The organism is Psychrobacter nivimaris, assembly GCF_043419765.1.
Taxonomy (GTDB): Bacteria; Pseudomonadota; Gammaproteobacteria; order Pseudomonadales; family Moraxellaceae; genus Psychrobacter.
Genome location: NZ_JBHOFX010000002.1, coordinates 671,994 through 698,279, shown reverse-complemented (window position 1 = coordinate 698,279; position 26,286 = coordinate 671,994). Strand labels below are relative to the sequence as shown.

20 protein-coding genes and 1 tRNA gene are annotated in these 26,286 nt (G+C 43.5%); 17 read left to right on the top strand and 4 right to left on the bottom strand.

The features are described from left to right. Window positions 1-195: 195 nt before the first annotated feature. The 6 genes from gyrA (at window position 196) to ACHEVO_RS06175 (ending at window position 8,090) form a co-directional block, all read left to right on the top strand. Window positions 196-2,988: a DNA gyrase subunit A gene (gyrA, locus tag ACHEVO_RS06200; protein ID WP_394124308.1), complete on the top strand. Its 2,793-nt coding sequence runs from the start codon at window positions 196-198 to the stop codon at window positions 2,986-2,988. Window positions 2,989-3,164: 176 nt separating this feature from the next. Next, a complete protein-coding gene (gene rarD, locus ACHEVO_RS06195) occupies window positions 3,165-4,235 on the top strand; it encodes an EamA family transporter RarD (protein ID WP_394124307.1) in 1,071 nt (356 codons plus the stop codon). Between the two features lie 213 nt (window positions 4,236-4,448). Continuing rightward, a complete protein-coding gene (gene rarD, locus ACHEVO_RS06190) occupies window positions 4,449-5,546 on the top strand; it encodes an EamA family transporter RarD (protein WP_290178358.1) in 1,098 nt (365 codons plus the stop codon). A gap of 217 nt (window positions 5,547-5,763) precedes the next feature. Further along, window positions 5,764-6,432, top strand: a complete 669-nt coding sequence (locus ACHEVO_RS06185) for a glutathione S-transferase (protein WP_394124306.1) — start codon at window positions 5,764-5,766, stop codon at window positions 6,430-6,432. Between the two features lie 94 nt (window positions 6,433-6,526). Then, window positions 6,527-6,838, top strand: coding sequence for a hypothetical protein (locus tag ACHEVO_RS06180; RefSeq protein ID WP_102092000.1), 312 nt, complete (start codon window positions 6,527-6,529; stop codon window positions 6,836-6,838). Window positions 6,839-6,941: 103 nt separating this feature from the next. After that, window positions 6,942-8,090: a ribonuclease Z gene (locus ACHEVO_RS06175; RefSeq protein ID WP_394124305.1), complete on the top strand. Its 1,149-nt coding sequence runs from the start codon at window positions 6,942-6,944 to the stop codon at window positions 8,088-8,090. Window positions 8,091-8,130: 40 nt separating this feature from the next. Here the strand turns inward: ACHEVO_RS06175 and ACHEVO_RS06170 are convergent, their stop codons facing one another. Next, on the bottom strand, window positions 8,131-9,102 hold the full coding sequence (locus tag ACHEVO_RS06170) for an ATP-binding protein (protein WP_394124304.1): 972 nt from the start codon (window positions 9,100-9,102) through the stop codon (window positions 8,131-8,133). 177 nt (window positions 9,103-9,279) lie between these two features. Between ACHEVO_RS06170 and ACHEVO_RS06165 the strand changes: the two genes are divergently transcribed. The 3 genes from ACHEVO_RS06165 to ACHEVO_RS06155 all read left to right on the top strand — a co-directional run bounded on the left by ACHEVO_RS06165 (window position 9,280) and on the right by ACHEVO_RS06155 (window position 11,502). Further along, complete coding sequence (locus tag ACHEVO_RS06165; RefSeq protein ID WP_394124303.1) at window positions 9,280-10,320, top strand: serine/threonine protein kinase; 1,041 nt, start codon at window positions 9,280-9,282, stop codon at window positions 10,318-10,320. A gap of 167 nt (window positions 10,321-10,487) precedes the next feature. Continuing rightward, window positions 10,488-11,048, top strand: coding sequence for a DJ-1/PfpI family protein (locus ACHEVO_RS06160; RefSeq protein WP_394124394.1), 561 nt, complete (start codon window positions 10,488-10,490; stop codon window positions 11,046-11,048). Between the two features lie 55 nt (window positions 11,049-11,103). Next, window positions 11,104-11,502, top strand: a complete 399-nt coding sequence (locus ACHEVO_RS06155; protein WP_394124302.1) for a ribbon-helix-helix domain-containing protein — start codon at window positions 11,104-11,106, stop codon at window positions 11,500-11,502. Window positions 11,503-11,717: 215 nt separating this feature from the next. Here the strand turns inward: ACHEVO_RS06155 and ACHEVO_RS06150 are convergent. The 3 genes from ACHEVO_RS06150 to ACHEVO_RS06140 all read right to left on the bottom strand — a co-directional run bounded on the left by ACHEVO_RS06150 (window position 11,718) and on the right by ACHEVO_RS06140 (window position 15,259). Next, window positions 11,718-11,802: transfer RNA gene (locus ACHEVO_RS06150), tRNA-Leu, on the bottom strand. Window positions 11,803-12,020: 218 nt separating this feature from the next. Continuing rightward, window positions 12,021-13,796: a sigma 54-interacting transcriptional regulator gene (locus ACHEVO_RS06145; RefSeq protein ID WP_394124301.1), complete on the bottom strand. Its 1,776-nt coding sequence runs from the start codon at window positions 13,794-13,796 to the stop codon at window positions 12,021-12,023. 98 nt (window positions 13,797-13,894) lie between these two features. Continuing rightward, the gene (locus ACHEVO_RS06140; protein ID WP_394124300.1) at window positions 13,895-15,259 is read right to left on the bottom strand and encodes a two-component system sensor histidine kinase NtrB; all 1,365 of its coding nucleotides are present in this window, start codon (window positions 15,257-15,259) and stop codon (window positions 13,895-13,897) included. A gap of 135 nt (window positions 15,260-15,394) precedes the next feature. Here ACHEVO_RS06140 and rimO point away from each other — a divergent pair, with 135 nt between their 5' ends. The 8 genes from rimO to bamA all read left to right on the top strand — a co-directional run bounded on the left by rimO (window position 15,395) and on the right by bamA (window position 26,210). Continuing rightward, window positions 15,395-16,981 (top strand): 30S ribosomal protein S12 methylthiotransferase RimO, encoded by a 1,587-nt coding sequence (gene rimO, locus ACHEVO_RS06135; RefSeq protein ID WP_394124299.1) that lies wholly within the window; start codon window positions 15,395-15,397, stop codon window positions 16,979-16,981. Between the two features lie 172 nt (window positions 16,982-17,153). Then, a complete protein-coding gene (gene pyrH, locus ACHEVO_RS06130) occupies window positions 17,154-17,879 on the top strand; it encodes a UMP kinase (protein ID WP_057759121.1) in 726 nt (241 codons plus the stop codon). A gap of 112 nt (window positions 17,880-17,991) precedes the next feature. Beyond that, complete coding sequence (gene frr / locus ACHEVO_RS06125; protein ID WP_057759123.1) at window positions 17,992-18,546, top strand: ribosome recycling factor; 555 nt, start codon at window positions 17,992-17,994, stop codon at window positions 18,544-18,546. A 383-nt stretch (window positions 18,547-18,929) separates the two neighbouring features. Then, window positions 18,930-19,688 (top strand): polyprenyl diphosphate synthase, encoded by a 759-nt coding sequence (uppS, locus tag ACHEVO_RS06120; RefSeq protein WP_394124298.1) that lies wholly within the window; start codon window positions 18,930-18,932, stop codon window positions 19,686-19,688. Window positions 19,689-19,877: 189 nt separating this feature from the next. Then, window positions 19,878-20,687, top strand: a complete 810-nt coding sequence (locus tag ACHEVO_RS06115; protein ID WP_296207499.1) for a phosphatidate cytidylyltransferase — start codon at window positions 19,878-19,880, stop codon at window positions 20,685-20,687. Between the two features lie 179 nt (window positions 20,688-20,866). Beyond that, entirely contained in the window at window positions 20,867-22,075 is a 1,209-nt protein-coding gene (ispC, locus tag ACHEVO_RS06110; protein WP_394124297.1) for a 1-deoxy-D-xylulose-5-phosphate reductoisomerase, read from the top strand. 96 nt (window positions 22,076-22,171) lie between these two features. Further along, the gene (rseP, locus tag ACHEVO_RS06105; protein WP_394124296.1) at window positions 22,172-23,548 is read left to right on the top strand and encodes an RIP metalloprotease RseP; all 1,377 of its coding nucleotides are present in this window, start codon (window positions 22,172-22,174) and stop codon (window positions 23,546-23,548) included. Window positions 23,549-23,810: 262 nt separating this feature from the next. After that, entirely contained in the window at window positions 23,811-26,210 is a 2,400-nt protein-coding gene (gene bamA, locus ACHEVO_RS06100; RefSeq protein WP_394124295.1) for an outer membrane protein assembly factor BamA, read from the top strand. Window positions 26,211-26,286 lie beyond the last annotated feature (76 nt).

Here is a 26,286-nt window from a genome sequence, read left to right as displayed (position 1 = left end):
GCTTCTTTTACTAAACATTGTTTTTAACAAAAACCGTATCACTATTTTCCTATTGTTTTGCACGTGTAGCAGTGTTTTTTTATGGTTTCTATTTTGGTCATGACTGCCCATTTATGTGGCAGTATTTTTATATGATCTACGGGTGCCATAAGCGATGTGTCAACGTTAGAAAAAAATGTGAGTGAAGGAGTGTATATGAGCGAATCGGTCAGTCCTATTGGCATCGTAGATGAACTAAAGCAGTCGTATTTGGATTATGCGATGAGCGTGATCGTCTCGCGTGCGCTGCCTGATGTGCGTGATGGGTTCAAACCTGTACACCGCCGCGTGATGTATGCCATGCACGTGCTATCAAACGATTATAATAAACCGTACAAAAAATCAGCACGTGTGGTCGGTGATGTTATCGGTAAGTACCATCCACATGGCGATAGTGCCGTCTATGATGCCATCGTCCGTATGGCGCAGGATTTCAGCTTGCGCTATCCAATGGTTGATGGTCAAGGTAACTTTGGCTCGATCGATGATGATCCTCCGGCAGCGATGCGTTATACCGAAGTACGTATGACCAAACTGACCCACCAGATGCTCGCTGATTTGGACAAGGATACGGTCGATTGGGAAGACAACTACGACGGCTCTGAGCGCATGCCAAGTGTGATGCCAGCGCGTATTCCTAACCTATTGGTCAATGGTGCGACGGGTATTGCCGTTGGTATGGCGACCAATATGGCCCCGCATAATCTGACTGAAGTGATCAATGCTTGTCTGGCCTATGCTGAAAACCCACAAGTTTCAGCTGAAGAGCTGATGTCGCACATCTCAGGTCCTGATTTTCCTACGGGCGGTATTATCTATGGTCGCGCGGGCATTTTAGATGCTTATCGTACTGGTAAAGGCCGTTTGCATATTCGTGGTCGTTATCATATCGAGCCAATGAGCAATGCTGGCGTCAACCGTGATCGTGAGCGTATTGTATTTACCGAAGTACCTTATCAGGCTAACAAAGCCAAACTGATTGAGCGTATCGCAGAATTGGTTCGTGATAAAAAAATCGAAGGTATTAGCGAAATTCGTGATGAGTCTGATAAAGACGGTATGCGTATCGCTATTGATTTGCGTCGCGGTGAGACGGCTGAAGTTATTGTTAATAACCTATTTCTACAAACGCCACTAGAGTCTAGCTTTAGTATCAATATGGTGGCACTCGATAATGGTCAGCCAAAACTACTGACCTTGCGTCAGCTTATCGCTGCGTTTGTTCGTCATCGTCAAGAAGTGGTGACCCGCCGTACGATTTATGAATTGAACAAAGCCCGTGTTCGTGGTCATTTGCTAGAAGGTCTAACGGTCGCACTAGCCAATATCGACGAAATTATTGCGACGATTAAAGCCTCTGCAAACCGTGGATTGGCTCGTGAAAGTCTATTAAATAACACATGGGGTTCAGGTAGCGTCGTTGCGATGCTCACGGCTGCTGGTAGTCAATCAGTACGTCCTGAGTTTATCGATGGCGAAGATCCTAAAGCGCCGTTTGGTCTGATTGAAGGCGAAGAACGTTATCGCTTGTCACTTGAGCAGGTCAATGCGATTTTAGATATGCAATTGCATCGTTTGACTGGTCTTGAGCAAGATAAATTGACCGAAGAATATCAAGACTTACTGCGTGAAATCGCGCATTTAGAGTCTATCCTTGGCGATTTTGATAAGCTGATGGCTATTATCTCTAATGAGATGATCGAGATTCGTGATAATTTCGGTGATGAGCGCCGTACCGATATCATCGATTCACGTATGGACTTTAGTCGTGAAGACCTTATCCCTGAGCAAACGGTTGTCATGACGGTGTCGCGTACTGGCTACGCCAAAACTCAGCCGATTGATGATTATGTTGCACAAAAGCGCGGCGGTAAAGGTAAGTCTGCCACGGCAATGAAAGAAGACGATGTAATCGATCATTTAGTCGTAACATCAACGCATTCTACGGTACTGTGTTTCACTGATAGTGGACGTGTCTTTAGTCTACGTGGTTTTGAAGTGCCGATTGCCAGTCGCGGTGCTCGGGGTCGTCCATTGGTCAATCTAATTGGCCTAAATAGCGACGAAACCGTTACGACCATACTACCAATTCCAAAGATCGTAGAAGATACATCAGTAGTAAGTGAGGTATCGGAAGTAAGCAATGATGACGATTCGGTAGAAGATAGCAACCAAGCAGAGCCGCCTTTTGTGTTCTTTGCCACTGCTAATGGTACAGTGAAGCGGGTAGAGCTGAAGCAGTTTGCCAATATTCGCTCGAACGGTTTGATTGCGGTTGGGTTAGAAGACGGTGACAAATTGGTCAGCGCTCGTATCACTAACGGTAGCCAAGAAGTGATGTTGTTCGCTTCAAGTGGTAAAGCCATTCGTTTTGATGAGAATGATGCACGTGCGATGGGCCGTACGGCTAAAGGCGTCCGCGGTATGCGTCTGGCTACTGATGAATTTATCAAATCATTGGTCGTTATCGAAGATGATGTACGTGAAATCCTGATTGCTTGTGAAAACGGCTTTGGTAAACGTACCTTTATCGATGAGTTCAATACACAAAATCGTGGCGGTGGCGGTGTGATCGCTATTAAGACCAGTGAGCGTAATGGCGCACTAGTACGAGCGACTAAGGTTGACTCTACTGATGATATTATCTTAATCTCTGATAAAGGGACGTTGGTTCGTACTCCAGTTGAGCATGTCGCTAGCTCTGGTCGTAATACGCAAGGGGTAACATTGATTCGTCTGTCAAAAGATGAAAAACTGGTTGCTATGGCGCGTGTTGAGCACGAAGAAAGCGATGACGAGCTTATCGATGCCATGAGAGAAGACGGTACGTTTGAGGTAGAAGGTCAGGAGCAGATAGATATTGATGCGACAACTGACAGTACTGCAACTACTGACGTCGATGATGTGATTGATATTGCAAACGATCATAAACCAAGTGACAATCTATAATAGACTAACTATGCATAAGACGATGACGAGTAATAGTCTTGGTAATTAGCTTTTGAGTCTAGTCTCTTAGCATTTTTCTAGAAAAAAGCCTCTGACGTTATCGTCGGAGGCTTTTGTTTTTTAACTCTCATTTTTTCAATACTGTAAATAAGGTTCTATTTTTTAAGGCTGTTGTTATGCTTACGACCAATCAAACTTTTCAGGGAACGGTTGCTTCGGTATCATCGAGCTTTTTATTCTCGATGATGTTTTTGTTTGGACTGTTTATGTTGCCCTTAACAGGGACGCAAGTAGCGTCATGGCGTGTGCTCATGATGTTGCTCAGTTTGGTGATATTGGTCAGTTTGACTAAGCAGTGGCAACGTGTTTTTGATTATATAAAGACGCTAAAGACAGTCAAGGAATGGTTAATATTTATATTGCCAGCACCAATCCTAGGTGGACAGATTTGGTTGTTTATGTGGGCTCCGGTCAATGGGTTTGGTCTCGATGTCACGTTGGGTTATTTCTTATTGCCGCTAGTGATGATTGTGCTTGGTCGATTCTTTTATCATGAGTATATGAGCATCTTGCAGTGGGCTGCTGCGATATTTGCAGCACTCGGTATCGGCTACGATATTGTTCAGTATGGTTCAGTCTCTTGGGTGACATTGTTTGTATGCTTGGGTTATCCACCATATTACCTGCTAAGGCGCACTCTTTCTGTACCACCCATTACGGGTTTGTTATTTGATTTGACGCTGTTGACACCAGTTGTGCTCATTGTGCTATATATGACGGGTGGTTTTGATGTTGCGGCGCAAGATGTGAAGTTCTGGTATCTATTGCCGCTGCTTGGTGCTTTTAGTGCGCTTGCGATGTCGCTGACGATGATTGCCAGTAGCAAGTTGCCAGTATCACTGTTTGGGGCATTAAGTTATATCGAGCCGATGCTGTTATTTGTGTTGTCTATTACTATTCTGAGTCAAAGCCTTGAAGAAGGTGGTTCGCTCTTTATGTATGGCATGATTACGCTTGCGCTACTGGTCATGATGGCCGATAGCATAAAAGGTTACCTCGTTCGTCAGCGTAATGACCGCTTGCATGGCTATAGAGAGCTTCAGATTGGCGGCTTTCCACCACGTCGTCATTTTATCAATCAGCGTATCGATGGCGTGCTAAAAGCCCATCGTTTTCGTAAGATTCTTCGTTACCAAAAGAAGATGGATAAGATACAGCAAAAAATCGAACAACTTGATGCAAAATAAGCACTTACCTGCATTAAATTTACTCAATTTAAAAGTTTAGACACTAGATGAACAGTGGCATTGCTTATTCATTCTGACTTTGACATAATGCCGACCATGATGTACGCCTAACACATCAAAAGCGTTCAACTTAGATTGCGCGACGACCTTATATGCAAAAGCCTCAGACGTTCTCGTCTGAGGCTTTTGTTTTTTTTAAAAATTGCCATGGATGTGCCCCAATCTTTAAAGGCTGTTGTGATGCTGACTACTAACCAAACCTCGCAGGGTACAATCACTGCTGTCGCTGCAAATTTTTTATACTCATTACTGTTCTTATTTGGTCTACTGCTGCAACCATTATCAGGTACGCAAGTCGCTTCGTGGCGCGTGCTGACAATGTTTTTTAGTCTAGTACTGCTGGTAAGCGTACTAAAGCAATGGCAGCACATTTTTGATTATCTAAAAACACTAAAGAACGCAAAAGAGTGGTTTTTATTTATATTACCCACACCGATTTTGGGCGCGCAAATTTGGATATTTATGTGGGCGCCAGTCAATGGCTTGGGACTTGAGGTAACGTTGGGTTATTTCCTATATCCGATGATTATGATTGTTGTCGGCAGGTTCTTTTATAACGAAGACATGAGCTTACTTCAGTGGGCTGCTATCGTATGTGCAGGTCTTGGTATCGCTTACGATATTTTTGAGTATGGTGCGATCTCTTGGGCGACTTTGTTTGTTTGCTTGGGTTATCCTCCTTACTATCTACTACGTCGCAAGTTGGCAGTGCCGCCTATTACTGGTCTGATTTCAGACCTTGTATTGTTGTTACCAGTGGTACTGGTTGCACTGTATATGAATGGCGGTTTTGAAGTAGCAATAACCAACCACAAGCTTTGGTATTTGCTGCCATTATTAGGCATTATCAGTACCGCTGCAATGTCATTGACGATGGTAGCGAGTCAGAAGTTGCCTGTCTCACTGTTTGGGACTTTGTGCTACCTTGAGCCAATATTCTTGTTCATATTCTCAATCGCAATTTTAGATCGTAACTTACATGATGGTGGTTCCATGCTGATGTACAGCATGATTTTTATCGCATTGCTGATTATGATTGCTGATAGCGCATTGGGTTATATGGCGCGTAAACGTGAAGACCGCTTACATGGCTACAATGAGCCACAAGTGGGCAGTTTTCCACCACGTCGTCGCCTGAAAAATCGCCGTATCAAAGGCGTGCTAATCGCGCATCGATTCCGTCAGATCAAAAAATATCAGCAAAAGATAGATAAAATGACGCGTAAGATTGAAGCATTACATTTAGATTGATGTCAAAGAGTACAGTGTCTTAGGCGTAGGTTGAGATGAAAATTAAACTGAACTGACTTGGTAGGCATTGTTTTCCAGCATGTCTGCCAACTCACAGTATTAAAGAAGTACAAATTACGCTATTATCGAGAGCAGTAGTGCCGCGATTGAGTAAACGTATGGTGCTATATCTGAGGTATTATGGCTGATTTACTACAATATATAACTAGGACGGTTTATGTTACATCTTCATCATTTAGCAAACTCGCGCTCGTTTCGTATTATCTGGCTGTTAGAAGAGCTAGGCGCCGATTATAAACTGACTTGCTATGAGCGCAACAAGGCATACCGTGCTCCTGATAGCCTCAAGCAAGTGCACCCGATTGGTAATGCACCAATATTAGAAGTGGACGATCGTGTGCTGATTGAGTCAGGGTTTATCATTGAATATTTGATTAAGCACTATGATAAAGAAAAGCAGTTCAAACCTGACGATAATAACGAAGCAGCATGGGAAGCCTATACGTTTTGGTTACACTTTGCAGAGGCTTCATTGATGCCACTATTAGTCATGCGTTTGGTATTCACGAAAGTAGTGTCTCAGTCGCCAATGTTAATCAAACCTATTAGCAAAAAAATTCAAGGTCAGATTGAAAAGAACATGATCAGTAGTGGTTTGGATAAGATGCTAGATATGATGGAGCGTCATCTACATGAAAATCACTGGTTTGCAGGTAGCGAATTTAGTGCTGCTGATATTCAAATGCATCTTGCGGTCTTGGGTGCCAATGCTGGTGCAGGCCTAGATCAGAGTAAATATACCAATCTTTTGAACTGGCTCAAACGCTGCGAAGAGCGAGATGCCTTTAAGCGAGCAGAAAAAAAGGGCGGTCGTCTGAATTTTTAGAGGATACTGGTATAATCCTCTCTCAACGCTTAAGTAGCCATGTAGACCAAAGGCTTTGTTTATGAATAAACAAAGCCTTTTTTAGGATAATGTTATGACAGATCTAAATACTTCGAATAAAGACCATCTGAAACAAGATAGCCTAGACAAAGATGACAATCAGTCAGCAACTCAAACATCACTTAATAAGCAAGATACCAGTATGCAAGAAAATAATAGCCAACAGATTAATAGCCAGCAAGTCTCTATCAAGTCGTGGTCACAGAAAATTCTAGTGGTAATTCTATGTGCGGCAAGCTTTTATGGTGGCTGGAAATCTTACGAATCAAATATGGTAAATGAGTGCACTGCCAATGGTGGACAAATGGTTGAAGGTCAAAAAACCATGATATGCCAATTATCGTAGCTAGGGCAAATTCTCCGTTTATCTCATTTCTGTTATCGTTTTAGAATGAAGAGACGTACTTGTGCTTCTCAGCCAGTACTCCTGATAAATAAAAGGCATCATTATGCTAAAGCTAACCTTTTTGGGTACCTCTGCAGGTGTACCGACCAAACAGCGTAATGTGACTGCACTGGCAATAGAGTGTCTGAATCCGCATAGCTCTGGCGTACAGCAAGGAAGTCGTCAACAGAATAATCAGAGTAAGAAATCGCGTCCATGGGTGCTGATTGATTGCGGTGAAGGCACGCAGCAGCAGTTGCTACATACCAAACTCTCATTGCATCAATTGGCTGCTATTTGCATCACTCATGTGCATGGTGACCATTGCTACGGTCTACCAGGGTTGCTAGCTAGCGCTGCTATGTCAGGACGCCGTGAACCATTAACTTTGATTGCCCCAAAAGCGATTGCTACTTTGCTTGAAGCTATTACTGCCACTACAGAGCTATATCTACCCTTTGATCTCAATTTTATAGCGATTGAAGGGGTGTTAGCTGAGCAAGGTGATATGAATAAGGTCAGTATTAGCTTAAGCGACCAACATCAGCTTGATATTGATATCACGCGGCTATCACATCGGGTTGCTTCTCATGCCTTTGGTATTACTCAGACTATTAGCCGCCGCATCCTTAATACAGATAAGCTTGTGGCAGATGGTATTCCAGCCAGTGCATTGTGGGGCAAGTTACAGCAAGGCGAAGATGTCACGACTGAGGATAGTAGACAATTGCAATCAGTAGACTATGTCGACGATGAGATACAGCGGACGCGAGTGGTGGTGGCAGGAGACAATGATACGCCAAACTGTTTGCGCAAAGCCGTTATAGATACGGATTTATTGGTGCATGAAGCGACGTATACGCATGAGGTACTGACTAAGATTCGAGCCAAAAACCCAGACTATGATCCGATGCATAGTAGCGCCCAATTGCTCGGCGAATTTGCCCAAGCGGCTGGACTCAAAAATCTAATTTTGACGCACTTTAGCGCTCGCTATCAGGGTTTTGATAATCCTAATAGCAAGACACCAAACATGGCAAATATTCGTTTAGATGCTGAGAATATTTATAAAGGCAATCTCTGGCTGGCGGCAGATTTTGACCAATATATGGTTGATGGTGCAATTGAGTCGGTAAGCAATCAAGAGGCCAGTCAAAAGGGCAGTCAAGAAGAGAGTCGCGTGCAGTATATAGGCTCTGCACGCAGTGATTAGACATGGCTAAGCTTAGATATGATTTAGCGTTAAATATAACCTAGTGCTTACTGTCTTCGATAGCCAATTGTGTTATACCGCTCCAGTATCGACTGAACTGGTAAGCAACTCGTCCTGAGCGACCACCACGTTCAGAGGCCCAACGTAGCGCATCCTTTCTAATCTTATCAGGCATAGAATGACTTGCTAAAATTTCCTTAGCATCATTATCCAGATCAGCGGAGATTTTCTGCTGCTCTAAATTCAGATAATGCTGAACGATATGCAGATAAGTCTGCTGATCCATAGGATGGAAAGTGAGGGACAAACCGAATCGATCTGATAATGACACGGTCTCATCAATAGCTTCATAGGGATTTACTTCATCCGTCTGCCCATTATAGATATCGACATTGTCTTTCATCATCTGTGGTAGTAAGCGACGGCGATTACTGGTGGCGTAGACCAGTAGTTTGTCTTGCTCAGAGTCTAGCGATCCATCAAGCACGCTCTTTAGCGCACGATAGCTTTCGTCTTGACCATTAAAAGCGAGGTCGTCACAGTATACGATATAGCGGCAATGACAATCTGCTGGTAGGGCATTAATAGCAGCACGAATCTTATCCAATACTTGCAGATCATCACGCGCAACCTCGATAATACGCAAGCCTTCACTATGATGGGCTTGTAGCAAAGCGCGAATCAATGATGACTTACCGGCACCGCGTGTGCCTGACATCAATACATGGTTGGCAGGGTAACCTTTAATAAACTGACGGGTGTTTTGTACCAGTTTCGATTTTTGCGTATCGATACCATGCAAGTCATCTAAGCTCAAAAACAAATTGACCGACAAAGGTTGCAGATGACCAGTGCGTCCACCAACCCAGCGATAAGCAAGCTGGCTTGGATCGATTTCAATAGTTGGTGTGACTCGCTCTTGTAAGTACTGACTGAGTAAGTCTAACAAAGGTGCGGGTAGGGCATAAGTAGGTTGCTCAGATGGCATGGTCGGGATAGTTGGTTGTGACATAGTGGCTCTAGCAATTAAGGTTGTCTTTAATACCATACCCAAAAATACAATTAACGCTGCTGAAATTTCAGTGCCTACAATCTTAGTGGATACTAAGCGTAGTACTTGTAATCATTATTCGCGCTATTATTATCTTTGGAAATGATACGAATGGGAAGGCAATAATCTCACTATATTATGAGAAACAATACCATGGAAAATAGTGCCAGTAATCCGTCTATTACGCAAGCCTTGCAAGCGCAGGCGATGCAGCTATTGCCCATTATTACCCAAGAACTGGTCGCACAGCATTTTAGTGAGATAGTGCATCAACGTATTGCTCAGCAAAGCACAGAACAAACGCAAGATGCCAAAACGCAACATATCGACAAGACTTACTTCCAAGGTCTAACGCGTGCCCAGCATCCACAATTTGGTAGCGTGATGATTAAATGGCAGTTGAATGCCGATGCTTATCCTATATCTTCCGATTTAACTCACGAAGCAGAGGTTTTAGCTGCTGTAAATGCTTCATCGAAAATCAAAGATAACGTTATCGCACCGCCACTATTGGCTCAACATTGCGTAGATGTTCAGATACTATCGCAGTTGCAACGACTAGTTATAGTAGTCATGCCTTATTACCCTAATGGTAGCTTGGTGAGTCAGCTGACCGCTTCAAAACACCTGTCACTAATAGCATCACAAAAGCATCATTTCATCATGAAGTCTGCACACTTGATAGCCAATTTGCATCAGGCTGGCTGGCTACATAATGATATTAAACCTAGCAATATTTTGATTGAAGGTTCTGATGATGAGTGGCCAGTAGATACTATGAGTAATAGTCTGACTCCTAGATTGTTACTCACTGATTTTGCTTTATCACAACGTATGACGATGGCTAATAGCCAACCAAATCCTGCTGGCACACCAGCGTATCTTGCACCTGAGCGCTGGCAAGGTCAGGGTGCAACGGTGCAAAGTGATATCTACGCGTTTGGCGTAATGATGGTTGAGATACTAACAGGCAAGCGACCGTTTCAGGTAAGTGCTGACAGCCGTGAGAAATCGAAAGCGTGGGCGATTCAGCATTGCCAACAACCCATACCATCGTTGTCAGCAGAATATAGTCATTATCAATGTATTGTCGATAAAGCATTGGCGAAGCGGGAAGAGAGACGGTATCGGGATATAGATAAGATATTGATAGATTTAAAGTTATTAGAAAATAGCTGAATTTATTATTTTATTTTAAAAAGTGATTGTTTGTAGTATTCACATATTACCTAGTCGTTGTTTTTTATGTTTGAATGGATATTCAGGCTCATTTTAAGTTCAGTCGCTATAAACTAATTTGGGTTCCCGTATTTCATTACAGTGTTTTATTACAATACAGTGAGAATATCATGGCTAAAGTACTTATCATTACCGGTGATTTTGTTGAAGACTATGAAAACATGGTTCCGTTCCAAGCGCTTCTAGCGATGGGGCATGAGGTTGATGCAGTCTGCCCAGATAAAGTGGCAGGTGATAGCATTGCTACCTCAATACACGACTTCGAAGGTGATCAAACTTATACCGAAAAACGCGGTCATAATTTTGTCCTTAATGCGTCTTTTGCAAATATCAATGTAGAAGATTACGATGCTTTGTATTTGCCAGGTGGACGTGCGCCAGAATACTTGCGCTTAAATGCTAAGGTCATTGCAATGATTCAGCATTTCGCAAATACTGATAAACCGATTGCATCGGTTTGCCATGGGCCACAAATGCTGACGGCTGCTGGCGTATTAAAGGGTAAAAAGGTCTCTGCTTATCCTGCGTGTCAGCCAGAAATAGAAATGGCTGGCGCTGAGTATATCGAGTTACCTATGGATGGCGCTATTACAGATGGCCAACTGGTAACGGCACCTGCATGGCCTGCTCACCCAGCGATGCTAAAGCAGTTTGTTGCTTTGCTATAAGCATTAATTCGGGTCTGTTGAATGTTCAATAGACCCCAGTATCGAGAGAGGATATATGTGCCAACTTTTTATTAGTGCTGATGACAGCTTGTGGAGCTCTAAAACCAAATCACTTCGAATTCAGGGCGTTGTAACCTCAATTCGTTTAGAAGTGTTTTTTTGGGATATATTAGAAGAGTTGTCATTTCGTGATCAAATGACGGTTAATCAACTGATCACTAAGCTATACCTTGAATCTCTCGATGCTGATCATGATATTGGCAATTTCACCTCTTTTTTAAGAGTTTGTTGTTCTCGTTATTTGTCTTTAATAGCCGATGGCGATCTTTCTCGCGAAACAAGATTACCTTTAGAAAAAGTCGATGCAAGAAATATTATTCAACGTGAAACCCTCCGTAAAAATCAACGTAGTGCATTATTCAATGATAGTGAGGGAAGCCTTTCTATTAATTAGGTATGCCTATGGCAAGTGCATGCAAATATTGGCAAAGCGGGTAGAGAGGCGTTATTAAAGTACGGATGAGGTGCTACAGGACTTAAAATATCTTATTAAAAGTAGATTAATACTTTTAATAAGATATTTTATAGTTTTAATACCAAATTCCAAACACAAAAAAACCTGCTAAAAAGCAGGTTTTGATATTTGGTCTAAGATGTACTATCCGAAAATGGTGGGGCTGGAGAGACTCGAACTCTCACACCTTGCGGCGCCAGAACCTAAATCTGGTGCGTCTACCAATTCCGCCACAGCCCCATTTCCGTTACTCTATCATCAAAAGCGATTAAACTCAAACGCTATCTAGACAGTTAACTGATTCGGTAGTCCGTCTCAGTGGTTGGCTATTATATAGAGTTTTAATTGTTTGGCAACCCCTATTTGCAATTATTTTTAATTATTTATCATTTATTTTCGATATTAATTTTAAGTAATTGATATTAATCATAATTTGTTATCGTGTTTTATGCGTTTATTTACTCTTTAGTTGGTACTCTCGGGGCAGAGATATCCAATTGCTGCAATTTGCGTGTCAGAGTATTGCGTCCCCAACCAAGTAAACTCGCTGCCTCTATCTTTTTACCGCCGCTATGATTGAGTGCTGCTGTTAATAAAACGCGCTCAAACTCAGGGGTTGCTGTTTGCAGAATATCAGTTTCACCCGTGCTTAACGACTGCTCAGCCCAATCAGCCAGTGCTTGCTGCCAACTTTGGCTTTTAGGCATCTGGCTACTTCGCTCATTTTGATGACTGTTTAACACACTACTATTTAATACATCGCCACTTTGTACCAAGTTCTCTTGAGCGTCTTCCTTTGATGAGCCATGCTCTTCATAAAGCACCGTATTAGGTGAGATATTTTCAAGTAGCTCTGGTGGCAAGTCTGTCGCCATCACCGTATCACCAGTGGCCATCACAGTGAGCCACAAGCAGACGTTTTCTAATTGACGCACATTACCGCGCCAGTCAAACGTCTGCATAATTTGCAATGCGGCAGGATGTAGATGCTTTGGAGAGGTATTCATTTGCTCTGCGGCAGACTGCATAAAGTAGAGGGCTAATGCAGGAATGTCTTCAGGGCGTGTACGTAATGGTGGTAGGGGTAAACGAATGACATTGAGGCGATAAAACAAATCTTCGCGGAATCGGCTTTGTTTTACCAGCTCTTCTAAGTTTTGGTGGGTGGCTGCGATGATACGTACATCGACCTTTATGGGCTGCTGACCACCAACACGATAAAACTCACCATTGGCCAGTACGCGTAACAGCCGTGTCTGAGTGCTAAAAGGCATATCACCGATTTCATCTAAAAATAGAGTACCGCCATCTGCCTGCTCAAAACGGCCTTGACGCATCGTCGTTGCACCAGTGAACGCGCCTTTTTCGTGACCAAATAGCTCAGACTCGATCAAGTCATGCGGTATGGCTGCCATATTAAGCGCAATAAACGGTTGCTGCTTACGCGGAGAGTGCTGGTGCAATGCACTGGCTACCAACTCTTTACCTGTTCCAGACTCACCAGTGATTAAGACGGAAATGGGGGATTGAGCCAGCCTGCCAATGGCACGAAACACCGTTTGCATGGCTGGTGACTGTCCAATGATGCCGCTAGGGTTACCTTTGCCCTCGACGGCACCTTTGTTCTTATTGTCTTTGGTTGTCTTACTAGCAGGTGCTGCTTTAGGTTTTATCCGGTCTTCAGTGGAAGTATCAGACGTTATATTGATATTAGATTCATCTGAAAGGGAAACAGTCGTTGTTTCTAAATTAGGCTGATAATTGATGGCTTTATAAATCGTTGCAACTGCATCATCTAAGTCAAAAGGCTTGGGCAAGTATTCAAAAGCCCCTGTCTGATAGCTATTGATAGCAGAGGTCAGGTCTGAGTGTGCCGTCATAATTACGATTGGCATTTTGGGAAAATGCTGATGGACCCAGTCGCTAAAAGACAATCCATCCATCATTGGCATACGAATATCGGTCAGTATGACGTCTGGTAATTGCTCAGCTGACTCTTGCTGTTTTAACACATCATTAAGGCGAGTCCATGCTGCTTGGGCTTGGGTAAAACTGATAACGGTCAATCCAGCATCTTCAAACGTGTCTGCCAACACCATACGTAGGGCTGCATCGTCATCGATTAACCACAATGTTGCAGGGTGGTCGCTGGGTGCATTATTCACAGTTACTATTTGTGATTGTGGTGATTGATCATCGCTTTTAGGTTGGAGGTCGTCGCTATATTCAGTCATGTATTGGGCCTAATCAGCAATTATTGATGGTAAGTTGGGGATTGGGAGTTGGCGTTATGAAACTTAGCAGCCTTTAATTCATAAATTCATAATTTGTTTTATGTCTCAGTGATGGGTTGAGTAAATGGTAGATATAGCGTAAATCGGGTTTGCTTGTCTTCTTGTTCTTTTGTCGAGCTCACATCAATCATACCATGATGATGACTGATAATATCTTGGACGATGGATAATCCAAGACCTGTACCGGCTGCACGGCTAGTGACCATTGGGAAAAATATCTGACCGATCAATGCTGGATCAATACCTGATCCGTTATCAGTAATAGTAATTTGCATCACTTGCTTGTGCTGCTGCCCGACGATCGTATGCTGAAAGGCAACCCGCGTTTGAATATGTAATGTCGGTTGATAGTCAGAATTGCCCTCAGTTTGTATGGCAGATTGTGAGGATTCTTGAGACTCTGACATTTTATTCTGCTGTAGCGTTTGTTCGAACTCAGTCATCGACTCACAAGCATTATTGATAAGGTTTAAAAACACTTGAATCAGCTGATCTTTGTCAGCGCACAACTCTGGCAATGATAAATCATAATCACGCTGTAACACTACCTGTGGATACTGATTGGTCACTAAGGTTAAAACATGCTCTAGGGGCTCATGGATATTGAGTGTTTGCCAGTTTGGCAGTTGATTGGAACCCAGAAGCTGCCCAATAAGATGGGTCAATCGATCAGTTTCTGAAATAATAATGTCCGTATAGTTGCGCAGCTTTTGATTCATTTTTTGCAAATCATGCTGCGTGTCAGCGTTGGTAGTTGTCAAAGCATTATCAGCGCTAGAGGTACTAGTAGTAGATGCGTCGCTGAATTTAATAAACTGCCGTTGCAGTAGCTGTGCTGCCCCGCGAATACCAGCAAGAGGGTTTTTTATTTCGTGTGCCACTGAGCGTAGCATATGACGGGCAACTGTATACTGCTGTTGCTGGCGCTGCTCCTCAGAGATACGACTTTGCCGATCTTTGCCCCACATCTCGATAATAAAATAAGGCTGCTGTTCATAGATGACCGGCGTGACGCTATAGTCGACTGACAATGATAAATTACCATTCAGCGGTGTTTTTATAATGTGATCATGATCGATAAAAGGCTGCTGATAGTTCTGTGCTTGCACAAAGCGCTCGGTCAAAGAGTAAGCTGGCTCGCTCGAAGGCTCATTTTCATTTGTCTCACTACTATCATTATTGATAAATGCAGTATCTTTAGTCTTCAACTCATCAGGTGCGAGCAGTGTCAAGATTGATTGATTGATTAGTCTGCCGCTACTAATGGCGAGTAGCTGCTCGGCTTGAGCATTTAACCGTGTGATTGATAGCTCATCGTTGACCCATAAAATAGCGGTGAATAAATGCTGAGATATAAATGCGAGGTCAGGGGTTGTTTTGGCGGTTATAAAATCAGCGTTCATCGGTAGTGCCCAAAAAAGTCAGATGCTTGAGATAATATTTAACCACAAATCAAGACTATAGAGCGGCAAAACTGGTGATTTTTGCAAAAAAAACGTACAATGCGCTCAGCCAATTTATCTCTAGCAAGGTCAGCCATGTCCAAAACTTCTACCGAGTCAGTGAATACGACAGCAACAGCTCCTCTATCTGCCGTAAAAGACACTGCCACTATCTTCAATCCTGCCGCGCCTACCATAGTACAAGCGCAGAGTCAGGCAGATGTCAGTCAAACAGATGCTAAACAACCTTACCATCATAAAGCTAACCACAACCAGAACCGTAGTGTAGCCCAAAGCAGCGATGTAACGACGGCCAATGCGACTGCTACGATGCCAGTTAGTGCGGCGCCAAAGATTGGTTTTGTGTCACTAGGTTGTCCAAAAGCATTGGTGGATAGTGAGCGTATTATCACTGAGCTAAGCCGTGACGGCTATCAAGTAGCCAGTGATTATGACGGTGCCGACTTGGTCGTGGTAAACACTTGCGGCTTTATTGAATCAGCAGTACAAGAGTCGCTCGATGCGATCGGCGAGGCCATTAGCAAAAATGGTAAAGTGATTGTTACTGGCTGTTTGGGCAAAGAAGCGGACAAAATCCGTGAGATGCACCCAGCTGTACTAGCAGTGACGGGCGCGCATGCCTATGACGAAGTGATTACGGCAGTGGCGCAGCATGTGCCTAAGCCAAATCGCAGTCAGGACGCCAACTATGATCCAAAAATAGATTTGATTAATGAAGCGGGTATCAAACTGACCCCAAGCCATTATGCTTATCTAAAAATATCAGAAGGCTGTAATCACCGTTGTACGTTCTGCATTATCCCAAGCTTGCGCGGTGATTTGGTATCGCGCCCGATTGATAATGTGATGAACGAAGCACTGGCACTCAAAAAAGCTGGCGTGAAAGAATTACTTATCATCTCGCAAGATACCTCGGCATATGGTCTTGACCTAAAGTACAAGACCAGCTTTTGGAATGGCATGCCGCTCAAGTCTAAGTTTTATGACTTATGCCAAGCATTGAACGATTTGGGCATTTGGGTACGCCTGCATTATGTCTATCCGTATCCACATGTAGACAAAGTAGTTGAGTTGATGGGTGAGAAGAAACTGCTCCCTTATCTGGACATTCCGTTCCAGCATGCCAGCCATCGCATCCTAAAAGCGATGAAACGTCCTGCACATAGCGAAAACACCTTGGCCCGTATCAAAGCGTGGCGTGATATCTGTCCTGATATCGTGATTCGTTCGACCTTTGTGGTTGGCTTCCCTGGCGAGACAGAAGAAGATTTTCAGTGCTTGCTTGATTGGCTAGTTGAAGCACGCCTCGATCGCGTGGGCGCATTCACTTATTCAGAAGTAGAAGGCGCAGTTGCCAACGACTTGCCTGACCATGTCCCTGAAGACGTCAAGCAGTCTCGCTATGAGCGTTTAATGGCGCTACAGCAAGATATTTCAGCGCAAAAGCTACAAGAAAAAGTCGGCAAGACCTTAACAGTATTGGTCGATGAAATTGATAGCGATGAAAATATTGCTATCTGCCGTAGCTATGCTGATGCACCTGAAATTGATGGTCATGTCTATGTTGATGACATCAACGCTCAAGTGAAAGTAGGGCAGTTCTTAACAGTGACTATCGATGATGCTAGCGAATACGATCTATTCGCCAGTTATCAAGGCTAGATATCCAATAAGATATGCGAGTGAAAATTGCCCAATGGCGGGCAGTTTTTGCTACAATTAGCGCAATTTAGCCTTTTTAAGACGCTTAGCTGTAAGTGTAGCGTTGTGGGCAAACTCGATTTGTATTTTACCGATAATTTTCTTTATAATTTCATGATAACAAGGTGACCTCATGTCTGACAAAAACCCGCGTTACGCTCGTATCTTGCTGAAACTCTCCGGTGAAGCCTTAGCTGGTAGTAAAGACATGGGTATTGATACCGAAGTGCTTGATAAAATGAGCTTGTCTATCGCTCACTTGCGTGGACTTGGTGTCCAAGTGGGTATCGTAGTCGGCGGTGGTAACTTATATCGCGGTGCGCAGTTACAAAAAGAAGGTCTCGTTGGCCGTGTTACTGGTGATCAGATGGGCATGCTAGCGACCGTTATGAACGGACTGGCAATGCGTGATGCGCTTGAGCGTCGCAACATCAAAACTCGCTTGATGTCTGCATTGCCAATTGGTGAAGTCACTGAAAGCTATAGCAGTCGTAATGCCATTCGTTATCTCAAAAACGGCGAAGTTTGTATCTTTGTTGCAGGTACGGGTAACCCATTCTTTACTACTGACACCGCTGCTTGTTTGCGCGGTATTGAGATCGAAGCTGGTTTAATTTTAAAAGCGACTAAGGTCGATGGCGTTTATGACAAAGACCCAAGTCTACATGACGATGCAGTCAAATATGATGGTCTGACTTTTGATGAAGTACTAGAGCAAAAGCTAGGCGTCATGGATTTAACGGCTATCGCATTATGCCGTGAGCATAACGTACCGCTACAAGTGTTTGATATGACTAAGCCTAATGCATTATTGAATGTCATCATGGGTGAAAATGAAGGCACACGAGTTTTTCATTAATTGATGCGATACTGGCAACTAACGTCAGTAAATAGCTAACGATTAGCAATAAATAATTAATATCCCAATAGCAAATAAAAAATTTGTCGGTAACGATAAATAAGGATACACAATGATTAAAGAGATTAAGCAAGACGGCGAAGCACGCATGCAAAAAACATTGGAAGCGCTTGAAAGCACTTTCAGTAAAGTTCGTACTGGCCGTGCGCATCCAGGTATGTTGTCAGGTGTGATGGTTAGCTACTACGGTTCTGATACACCATTGAACCAAGTGGCAAGCGTCAACGTTGAAGACTCACGTACCTTGCTGGTTCAACCATTTGACCGTACGATGGTACAAGCAGTAGATAAGGCCATTCGTGAAGCAGATTTGGGTCTAAACCCAATGTCTGCTGATGTGATTCGTGTGCCAATGCCAGCATTGACAGAAGATACTCGTCGCGATATGCAAAAACTTGCACGTGGTGAAGCTGAGAGCAGCCGAGTGTCTATCCGTAACATTCGCCGTGACATGATGAACGATATCAAAGACTTGGCAAAAGAAAAAGAAATCTCAGAAGACGATGAGCGCCGCGCTAGTGATGATATTCAAAAAATCACTGACAAATATATCGAAACGATCGATGCTCGCTTGAGTAAAAAAGAAAGCGATTTGATGGAAGTTTAATACTGATATATTTGGTATTGATAACAAGAATAAGTTCGGTAGACTATCTGTAATTGAGCAGCCAATACTTTATAGCTATTGGCTGTTTATTATTGTGTAGACTGATATAGTCAATCCTTTATAAAAGAGTGACAGCGTTAACCTCGCTTGAAGTATCACAGTTACATCTGCACTCGGTTGCCTTGTTTCTCTTTTAAACTGAAGCAACTAGCCATATTTAAGGCAAGCTAAAGGTGTGGTTGATTGAACTGGAGCCATCGCATTCTGAACACTAAAAACTAACGACGCAATTGTGATAAGTTAGTGAATTATATAAATGGCGCTTTTTAATCACCGTTGCACACGTTATTATTATTTTACCTTAACAATAAGCAAGTTCGCCTATGTCCACTTCAGCCGTTTTGGCGCCCGCTATTCTTCCTCGTCATATCGCCATCATTATGGATGGTAACAATCGCTATGGTAAGGCCAATGATTTGGGCCGCGGTCAAGGACATGTGGCTGGCAAAGATGCGCTCGATCCTATCGTTGAGTATTGTGTCAATACAGGCATTGAAGTACTGACCGTATTTGCGTTTTCAAGCGAAAATTGGCAGAGACCGCCTAGTGAAGTAGCATTGTTGATGCAGCTACTTACATCGACGATTCATGAGCAAATGCCGCGCATGAATGAGTATCGTATTCGCTTGCGTTTCATCGGCGACCGTAGTCAGCTTAGTGAGTCATTACAAACACTAATGGCTGACGCAGAAGAAAAAACGGCGAAGTTTGATGCGATGACACTAGTGATTGCGATTAGCTACGGTGGACAGTGGGATATCGCAAATGCAGCACAACAGCTGGCTCAGCAAGTGCAAACTGGTGAATTAAAAGCCGAAGATATAAATGAAAAGCTGTTAGGTAACTACGTACAATTAGCTGATACCCCAGCAGTAGATATGCTGGTACGTACGGGCGGCGAGTATCGTATTTCTAATTTCTTATTGTGGCAATCTGCTTATGCTGAGCTGTTTTTCACTCCCACATTATGGCCAAATTTTACAGCAGAAGAGCTGGCTTTGATGATCGCAGAGTTTGCTAAACGCCAACGCCGTTTTGGCAAAACCAGCGAGCAGGTAGTGGTAGAGCAGCAAGGTCACTGAGCAATGAGTTGATAGATAAGTTTAGTCGGTTCAGTTCAGTTAGTATTGTATAACTGGTCAATAGGGTTGGTTTATGCAATGATAAACGGCTTGAATTAGTATTGAATGCTATCACTAGGCCATCGTTAGTTAGCTGCTATAATGCATTTTTTGACCATCTGTTCTTCATTATTATAAGGCTCGATAAGTATGTGGCAACGAATTAAGACGGCAATTGTTCTCGTTATTATCGTTGGTATTGCAATGTTTGCGAGCCAAACGCCTATTTTATTTGCACCACTGTTGGCCATTGGGGTCATTATCGCCGCTCATGAGTGGGCTAAATTGATGCCTAAGTGGCGCCAGCCTGCGGTATTCGTTCTATTGATTTTAGCGCTTACTATACTCTCACTGATGTTCAAGGTAACTTGGTTGTTTTGGTGGGTGGCTTCGTTAGTAATATGGCTGATGGCGCTGTCTTGGGTTCGAGTTTTCCCGACACAAACGAGGTGGTACGGCAACCAGCTGGCAATGATGGGCGCGGTTATTTTGACGGCATCTATCACGGCGATGTTCTATCTCTGGCAACTGTCGGCATGGTGGCTGCTGTATGTGTTCTTATTAGTATGGTGTGCAGATAGTGGCGCATATTTCGTTGGACGCAAGCTTGGTCGCCGAAAAATGGCACCCAATGTTTCGCCCAATAAGAGCATGGAAGGGTTGGCTGGTGGCCTCGTCACAGGGCTGTTAGTTGTGATAGCTATCAGCGTCTTTAAATTACAGCTGACCGGTGTACCGTTAATCGCATTTGTAGCGTTATCGGCCATCACTATTCTTGCCTCTGTACTTGGAGACTTGTTTGAGTCAATGCTCAAGCGCCGTGCTGATGTAAAAGATTCAGGCACTATCTTGCCAGGTCATGGTGGTATCCTTGATCGTATCGATTCTCTGTTGTCTGCCACACCGATATTTGCCCTTGGTTTTTGGGCGATACAGCAGCTTGGCTTGATAGTGGTGTAAGATTATATAGCAGCACTTTTCTATTTAAACCTGTACTGTCGTCAGTTCACCATAATATTGGTATAAGTCAGCCGAGAGCGAGCAATGCATTGGTATGACAAGCAAAGTTATCAGAGCGGTGGCTTTATAGTTAACAGACGATATTCTATTTTTATTACTTTTAAGTATCATGGGCATTAATGGTTATGACGCAACGCATCGCCGTACTAGGCGCGACAGGCTCGATTGGCGATAGCACCTTAGCAATATTAGCGGCGCAACCGCACACTTATGAAGTCTATGCTTTGTCAGGCTATCATCGTTTAGATAAGCTATTTGCGCTTTGTCAGCAGTTTTTGCCAAAACGCGTCAGTGTGCCGACGTCAGCCGTAGATGATTTTGCTAACAGGCTTAAAGCAGCGGGAATTGATAGTGATGTCGTAGGGGGCGAGGCAGGATTGGTAGATATTGCCACTGACTCACAGACTGATACGGTTGTAGCGGCGATTGTAGGGGCGGCAGGGTTGCCGTCTACATTGGCAGCAGCACGTGCAGGCAAACGTATCTTATTGGCCAACAAAGAAGCTTTAGTTATGGCAGGTAGGGTCATGATTGATGCGGTCAAGACGCATAAAGCCACTTTGCTGCCGCTGGACTCTGAACACAATGCTATTTTTCAGTGCTTGCCACTCGCTATTCAGCAAGACAATACGCAAATCCATCAGTCAAATCATGGTGTCCGTAAACTATGGTTGACAGCCTCTGGTGGGCCATTTTTGCAGCAGTCGTTCGAGCAAATGCAGCAGGCAAGCGTCGCAGAAGCGGTCAAACACCCGAATTGGTCAATGGGTCAAAAGATATCTGTAGATTCGGCCACGATGATGAATAAGGGGCTTGAGCTGATAGAGGCCTGTCACTTATTTGATTTACCTGAAGATAAGATAAATGTGGTCATTCATCCACAAAGTATCATTCACTCAATGGTAGAATATAGCGATGGCAGCTTTTTAGCACAGCTGGGCAGTCCAGACATGAAAACGCCCATTGCGCACGCGCTGAGCTATCCTGATCGGATGGATAGTGGCTCGCAGCCGTTAGATTTATTTGCACTTAGTGGTTTGGAATTTATTGAGCCTGACTTGCAAAAATTTGCCTGCCTGCGTTTGGCTCGTCAAGCCATGCAAGCCGGAACGCAAGCCACGATTGTGCTTAATGCGGCAAACGAAATTGCAGTAGCAGCGTTCCTCGATGGTAAAATACGTTTGACGAATATTGCTGATATTAACGAACAAGCCTTAAATGACATACAGCTGCCCCCATTAGACGAAACTGCTGACATAGAAGATATATTGGCAATCGATAAGATTGCACGCCATCTGACTGATAAGTTGGTAGCAAAGCTGACATAATTGTAGCAAGCGTCTCTTAGCGGATACATGACATTGCTAAACGACATTAGCGAAGATGTTGATAAAAATGCTGAGAGACAATACTGAGAAAAAATCATGACGTTTTTACTAACACTTCTTGCCGCTATATTTGTCTTGGGCCCGCTTATTGCCTTACACGAGTGGGGACATTATATTGTGGCGCGGCTTTGCGGTGTCAAAGTGCTAACGTACTCTATCGGTTTTGGTCCTAAAGTTTTTGGCTGGACTAGCAAAAAGAGCGGTATCGACTATCGTATCTCAGCATTGCCACTCGGCGGCTATGTAAAGATGCTAGATGAGCGTGAAGGTAATGTCGCAAAAGATGAGCAGCACCTTGCGTTTAATCGGCAACATCCGCTCAAGAAAATTGCTATCGTTGCAGCTGGCCCTATCATGAATTTTGTCATCGCTATCGCGCTATTTTGGGTGCTATTTATGACCCCATCCGAGCAGTTGGCGACTAAGATTGGACAGGTACTACCAGATACGCCTGCTGCAATGGCACAGCTGCCAGTCGGCGATAAGATCGTTGCGATTGATGGACATGATGTGCAGACATGGGAAGGTATTAACTATCGCCTTGCAGGACGTATGGGTGAGACGGATAATGTCAGCATTACCTTGCAGTCAGATGCCCAAACCGATCAGTCGACTAAAACCTATCAAGCCCCTGTCACACAGTTTATGCAAGGTGAGGCTCAAGGCAAAGACGCATTGACCAGCTTTGGTATGTTGCCATGGCAGCCGCAGATTGCGCCGATTGTAGGCGGTTTGGCTCCCGATGGTGCCGCTAGCCGTCAAGGTCTAAAGGTTGGCGACCGCATTACTGTTATTAATGATACAGCGATCGAAGATTGGATTACTGCCACACGTATCATTCGTGATAATCCTGAAACGCTATTGGACTTTACGGTGTTGCGTGATGACAAGCCTGTACAGTTGCAGATTATGCCCCAAGGTAAAAAAGATAACTTAGGTAATGATTACGGACAGATTGGTGCGATGGTGGATCAGACTGAGATTGTTATTCCTGATGATTACAAGACTACCGTGGTCTACGGTCCTAGTGAGTCGTTAGTTAAGTCGTTTGAAAAGACTGAGCAGCTCGCGGTAATGACCGTAAGCTCGATGGGAAAAATGCTGTCAGGTATGATTGGTTTAGACAATCTATCAGGGCCAATTACCATTGCCAAAGTCGCCAAACAAAGCTTTGATATCAGTTGGCAGATGGTATTATCGACAGCGGCGCTAATTAGCCTGAGTCTTGCCGTCTTAAACCTTTTGCCGATTCCAGTATTAGATGGTGGTCATATTGTCTATCACTTTATTGAGCTGATTCGCGGTAAGCCCCTATCTGAAGGTGTACAAATGGTCGGTCTAAATATCGGTTTACTCTTACTGGCAGGTTTCATGGTGTTAGCAATTGGTAATGACATCAACCGGCTATTTTAATTAGCTGATGAGTAATATGGCTGATAAAGCACGATATACTAATGGTTTTACGCCTATTATAGGCTGATTATTGTTATGATAGGCATGCTACTCTGTGTCGCAGCCTCTGTACTAATCGTAATTTTTAGTTTATTTTGTGATGCAATTTATATAAAGTGTTCTGAGTTACCCTTGCATGGGTTTATAACCTTGTGTGAATGGGTTAGACAATACGTGCCTTTTAACTTAACTTAAGCAATTTTTTTATTGACGGATAGTGTTTATGCGTACGCCTTTAATTATGAGCGCGGCTGGGTTGCCGTTAGTTGTAGCGATGATGAGTATGCCAGTACAGGCTGCAGAATTTGTAGTAACTGACATCGGTTTTAATGGCTTACAACGCCTAACCCCTGATAGCCTCTATCCGGTCTTACCTGTTACGGTAGGCGATACGGTGAATGATAGTAGCTTAGCTGCCAGTATTAAGGCGCTATATGCAACTGAGAACTTTGCTGATATTCAAAGCCGTGTCGAAGGTGGCAAGTTAAGGTTTGACGTCATTGAGCGTCCAACGATCGCTGAAGTAACCTTTGAAGGTAACAAGCTCATTCCAAAAGAAGGGCTTGAGCAAGGATTGAAGAATGCTGGTCTTTCTGCTGGTGACGTGCTCAAGCAGTCTACTTTGCAAGGTGTGGCCAATGAGCTACAACAGCAATACATTAGCCAAGGTTATTACAATAGTAATATCGAAGTAGATCAAACGGTTCTTGATGGTAACCGCGTAAAACTTGACGTGCGCTTTGTAGAAGGCAAGCCTGCTAAAGTTGTCGATATCAATATTATTGGTAACAAACACTTTAGTGATGAAGAGATTAAAGACGTTTTCGCGGTAAAAGAATCTTCATGGACGCGTCTGTTATCTAAGTCTGATCGTTACGCTCAAGAAAAATTGGCTGCCAGTCTAGAGAGTTTAAAAGCGCTATATCAAAACGATGGTTATGTGCGTTTTTCAGTTGATAATGCCGTACTAAACATCAGTGAAGACAAGAGTAGCGTGTTTATCGAAGTTAGCCTAAGCGAAGGCGAGCAATTCCAGTTTGGCGAAGTGAACTTTTTAGGTAAACCTACCTTTGAGAATAGTGAGCTAAAAGAGCTGGTTAGCTTTGCATCTAATGAAAAATACTCGCAAGCAAAACTAGACGAAACCACTGCTTCTCTTAAAAGACGTTATGGTAATGAAGGCTATTATCTAGCACAAATCAGACCAGTACCACGTATCAATGACGATACGAAAATGGTCGATGTCGATTACTATATCGACCCTGCACGTCCTATCTACGTTCGCCGTATAAACTTTACAGGTAATATCAAAACGCAAGACGAAGTATTACGTCGTGAAATGCGTCAGTTGGAAGGTACGCTGTCTTCTAATGACAAAATTCAGCTGTCACGCACGCGTTTGATGCGTACTGGCTTCTTTAAAAATGTCACTGTCGACGTTAAGCCCGTACCTAATCAGCCAGACCAAGTTGATGTAAACTATGTGGTTGAAGAGCAGCCTTCTGGTAGCTCAACGATTGCAGCTGGTTACTCACAAAGTGGTGGTGTGACTTTCCAGTTGGATTTGACTCAAAACAACTTTATGGGTACCGGTAACCGTGTCAAGGCTGCGCTTTCTCGTTCAGAGACACGTGACTCTTATAGCCTAGGTTATACTGATCCGTACTTTACAGAAAATGGTGTTTCTCAAGGTATCAGCGGTTATTATCGCAAAACCAAATATGACGACGACAACGTTAGTAACTATGTGACCGATTCATATGGTGCGACGCTGAACTATAGTTATCCTATTGACGAAACAAAACGTCTTAGTGCGGGTCTAAATGTAGACAACACAAAGGTTCGTGGTGGTCGTTACCTAGGTATATCTAATGTCCAGGAAATTCTAGACGAAGGCGGTACGAAAACGCCGGAAGTCGATACTGATGGTGTTGCCACCTTCAAAAATGATTATCAGACTTACAATCTATTGCTCGGTTGGGATTACAGTACTCTAGATCGTCCAGTATTCCCTACCAAAGGGATGAGCCATGCGATTGATGCAACTATCGGTCTTGGCGATGCCAACTACCAAAAGCTAACTTATAGCGGCAATATATATTACCCTATTTATAAAGATGTGATCGCGCGTGGTTATACTAAGCTTGGTTATGGTAATGATTTACCGTTCTATGAAAACTTCTATGCTGGTGGTTATGGCTCAGTACGTGGTTATGAATCATCTACTCTAGGACCTAAATCACAAGTTTATCTTGATGCGGTCAATGATCCAGACAACCAAACCTTCACTGCAGAAGAGGTTGGTGGTAATGCGCTAGCAACGTTTGGTGCTGAACTAATTTTACCAATGCCGTTTAAAGGTGATTGGGCAGATCAAGTACGCCCAGTATTGTTTGCTGAAGGTGGTCAGGTCTTTGACACGTCTGATAAAGAAGATCGCACTTTTAATGATTCAGATGTTCCATTACTGACTCAAGATAATGACTTCCGCTACAGTGCAGGTGCTGGTATCACTTGGTATACACCAATTGGTCCAATCTCACTTAGTTACGCGGTACCATTTGGCGACAAAGAAGGCGATGAGACTGAAAAAGTCCAGTTCCAGATTGGTAATACATTCTAAATTAATGACATCATTCTCATCTATCTGAGCAGTTTCAAAGATTGTCTCAAATAGACGGAAATATCATTAGAGCTTA

Excerpts from the sequence above, each read along its gene's own strand:
- uppS (WP_394124298.1), top strand. The coding sequence starts at position 18,930 with ATGTCCACTTCAGCCGTTTTGGCGCCCGCTATTCTTCCTCGTCATATC.
- ACHEVO_RS06170 (WP_394124304.1), bottom strand. The coding sequence starts at position 9,102 with ATGTCACAACCAACTATCCCGACCATGCCATCTGAGCAACCTACTTAT.
- ACHEVO_RS06155 (WP_394124302.1), top strand. The coding sequence starts at position 11,104 with ATGTGCCAACTTTTTATTAGTGCTGATGACAGCTTGTGGAGCTCTAAA.
- bamA (WP_394124295.1), top strand. The coding sequence starts at position 23,811 with ATGCGTACGCCTTTAATTATGAGCGCGGCTGGGTTGCCGTTAGTTGTA.
- gyrA (WP_394124308.1), top strand. The coding sequence starts at position 196 with ATGAGCGAATCGGTCAGTCCTATTGGCATCGTAGATGAACTAAAGCAG.
- pyrH (WP_057759121.1), top strand. The coding sequence starts at position 17,154 with ATGTCTGACAAAAACCCGCGTTACGCTCGTATCTTGCTGAAACTCTCC.
- ACHEVO_RS06165 (WP_394124303.1), top strand. The coding sequence starts at position 9,280 with ATGAGAAACAATACCATGGAAAATAGTGCCAGTAATCCGTCTATTACG.
- ACHEVO_RS06185 (WP_394124306.1), top strand. The coding sequence starts at position 5,764 with ATGTTACATCTTCATCATTTAGCAAACTCGCGCTCGTTTCGTATTATC.
- ACHEVO_RS06175 (WP_394124305.1), top strand. The coding sequence starts at position 6,942 with ATGCTAAAGCTAACCTTTTTGGGTACCTCTGCAGGTGTACCGACCAAA.
- ACHEVO_RS06140 (WP_394124300.1), bottom strand. The coding sequence starts at position 15,259 with ATGAACGCTGATTTTATAACCGCCAAAACAACCCCTGACCTCGCATTT.
- rseP (WP_394124296.1), top strand. The coding sequence starts at position 22,172 with ATGACGTTTTTACTAACACTTCTTGCCGCTATATTTGTCTTGGGCCCG.
- ACHEVO_RS06145 (WP_394124301.1), bottom strand. The coding sequence starts at position 13,796 with ATGACTGAATATAGCGACGACCTCCAACCTAAAAGCGATGATCAATCA.
- rimO (WP_394124299.1), top strand. The coding sequence starts at position 15,395 with ATGTCCAAAACTTCTACCGAGTCAGTGAATACGACAGCAACAGCTCCT.
- ACHEVO_RS06115 (WP_296207499.1), top strand. The coding sequence starts at position 19,878 with ATGTGGCAACGAATTAAGACGGCAATTGTTCTCGTTATTATCGTTGGT.
- rarD (WP_394124307.1), top strand. The coding sequence starts at position 3,165 with ATGCTTACGACCAATCAAACTTTTCAGGGAACGGTTGCTTCGGTATCA.
- frr (WP_057759123.1), top strand. The coding sequence starts at position 17,992 with ATGATTAAAGAGATTAAGCAAGACGGCGAAGCACGCATGCAAAAAACA.
- ispC (WP_394124297.1), top strand. The coding sequence starts at position 20,867 with ATGGTTATGACGCAACGCATCGCCGTACTAGGCGCGACAGGCTCGATT.
- ACHEVO_RS06180 (WP_102092000.1), top strand. The coding sequence starts at position 6,527 with ATGACAGATCTAAATACTTCGAATAAAGACCATCTGAAACAAGATAGC.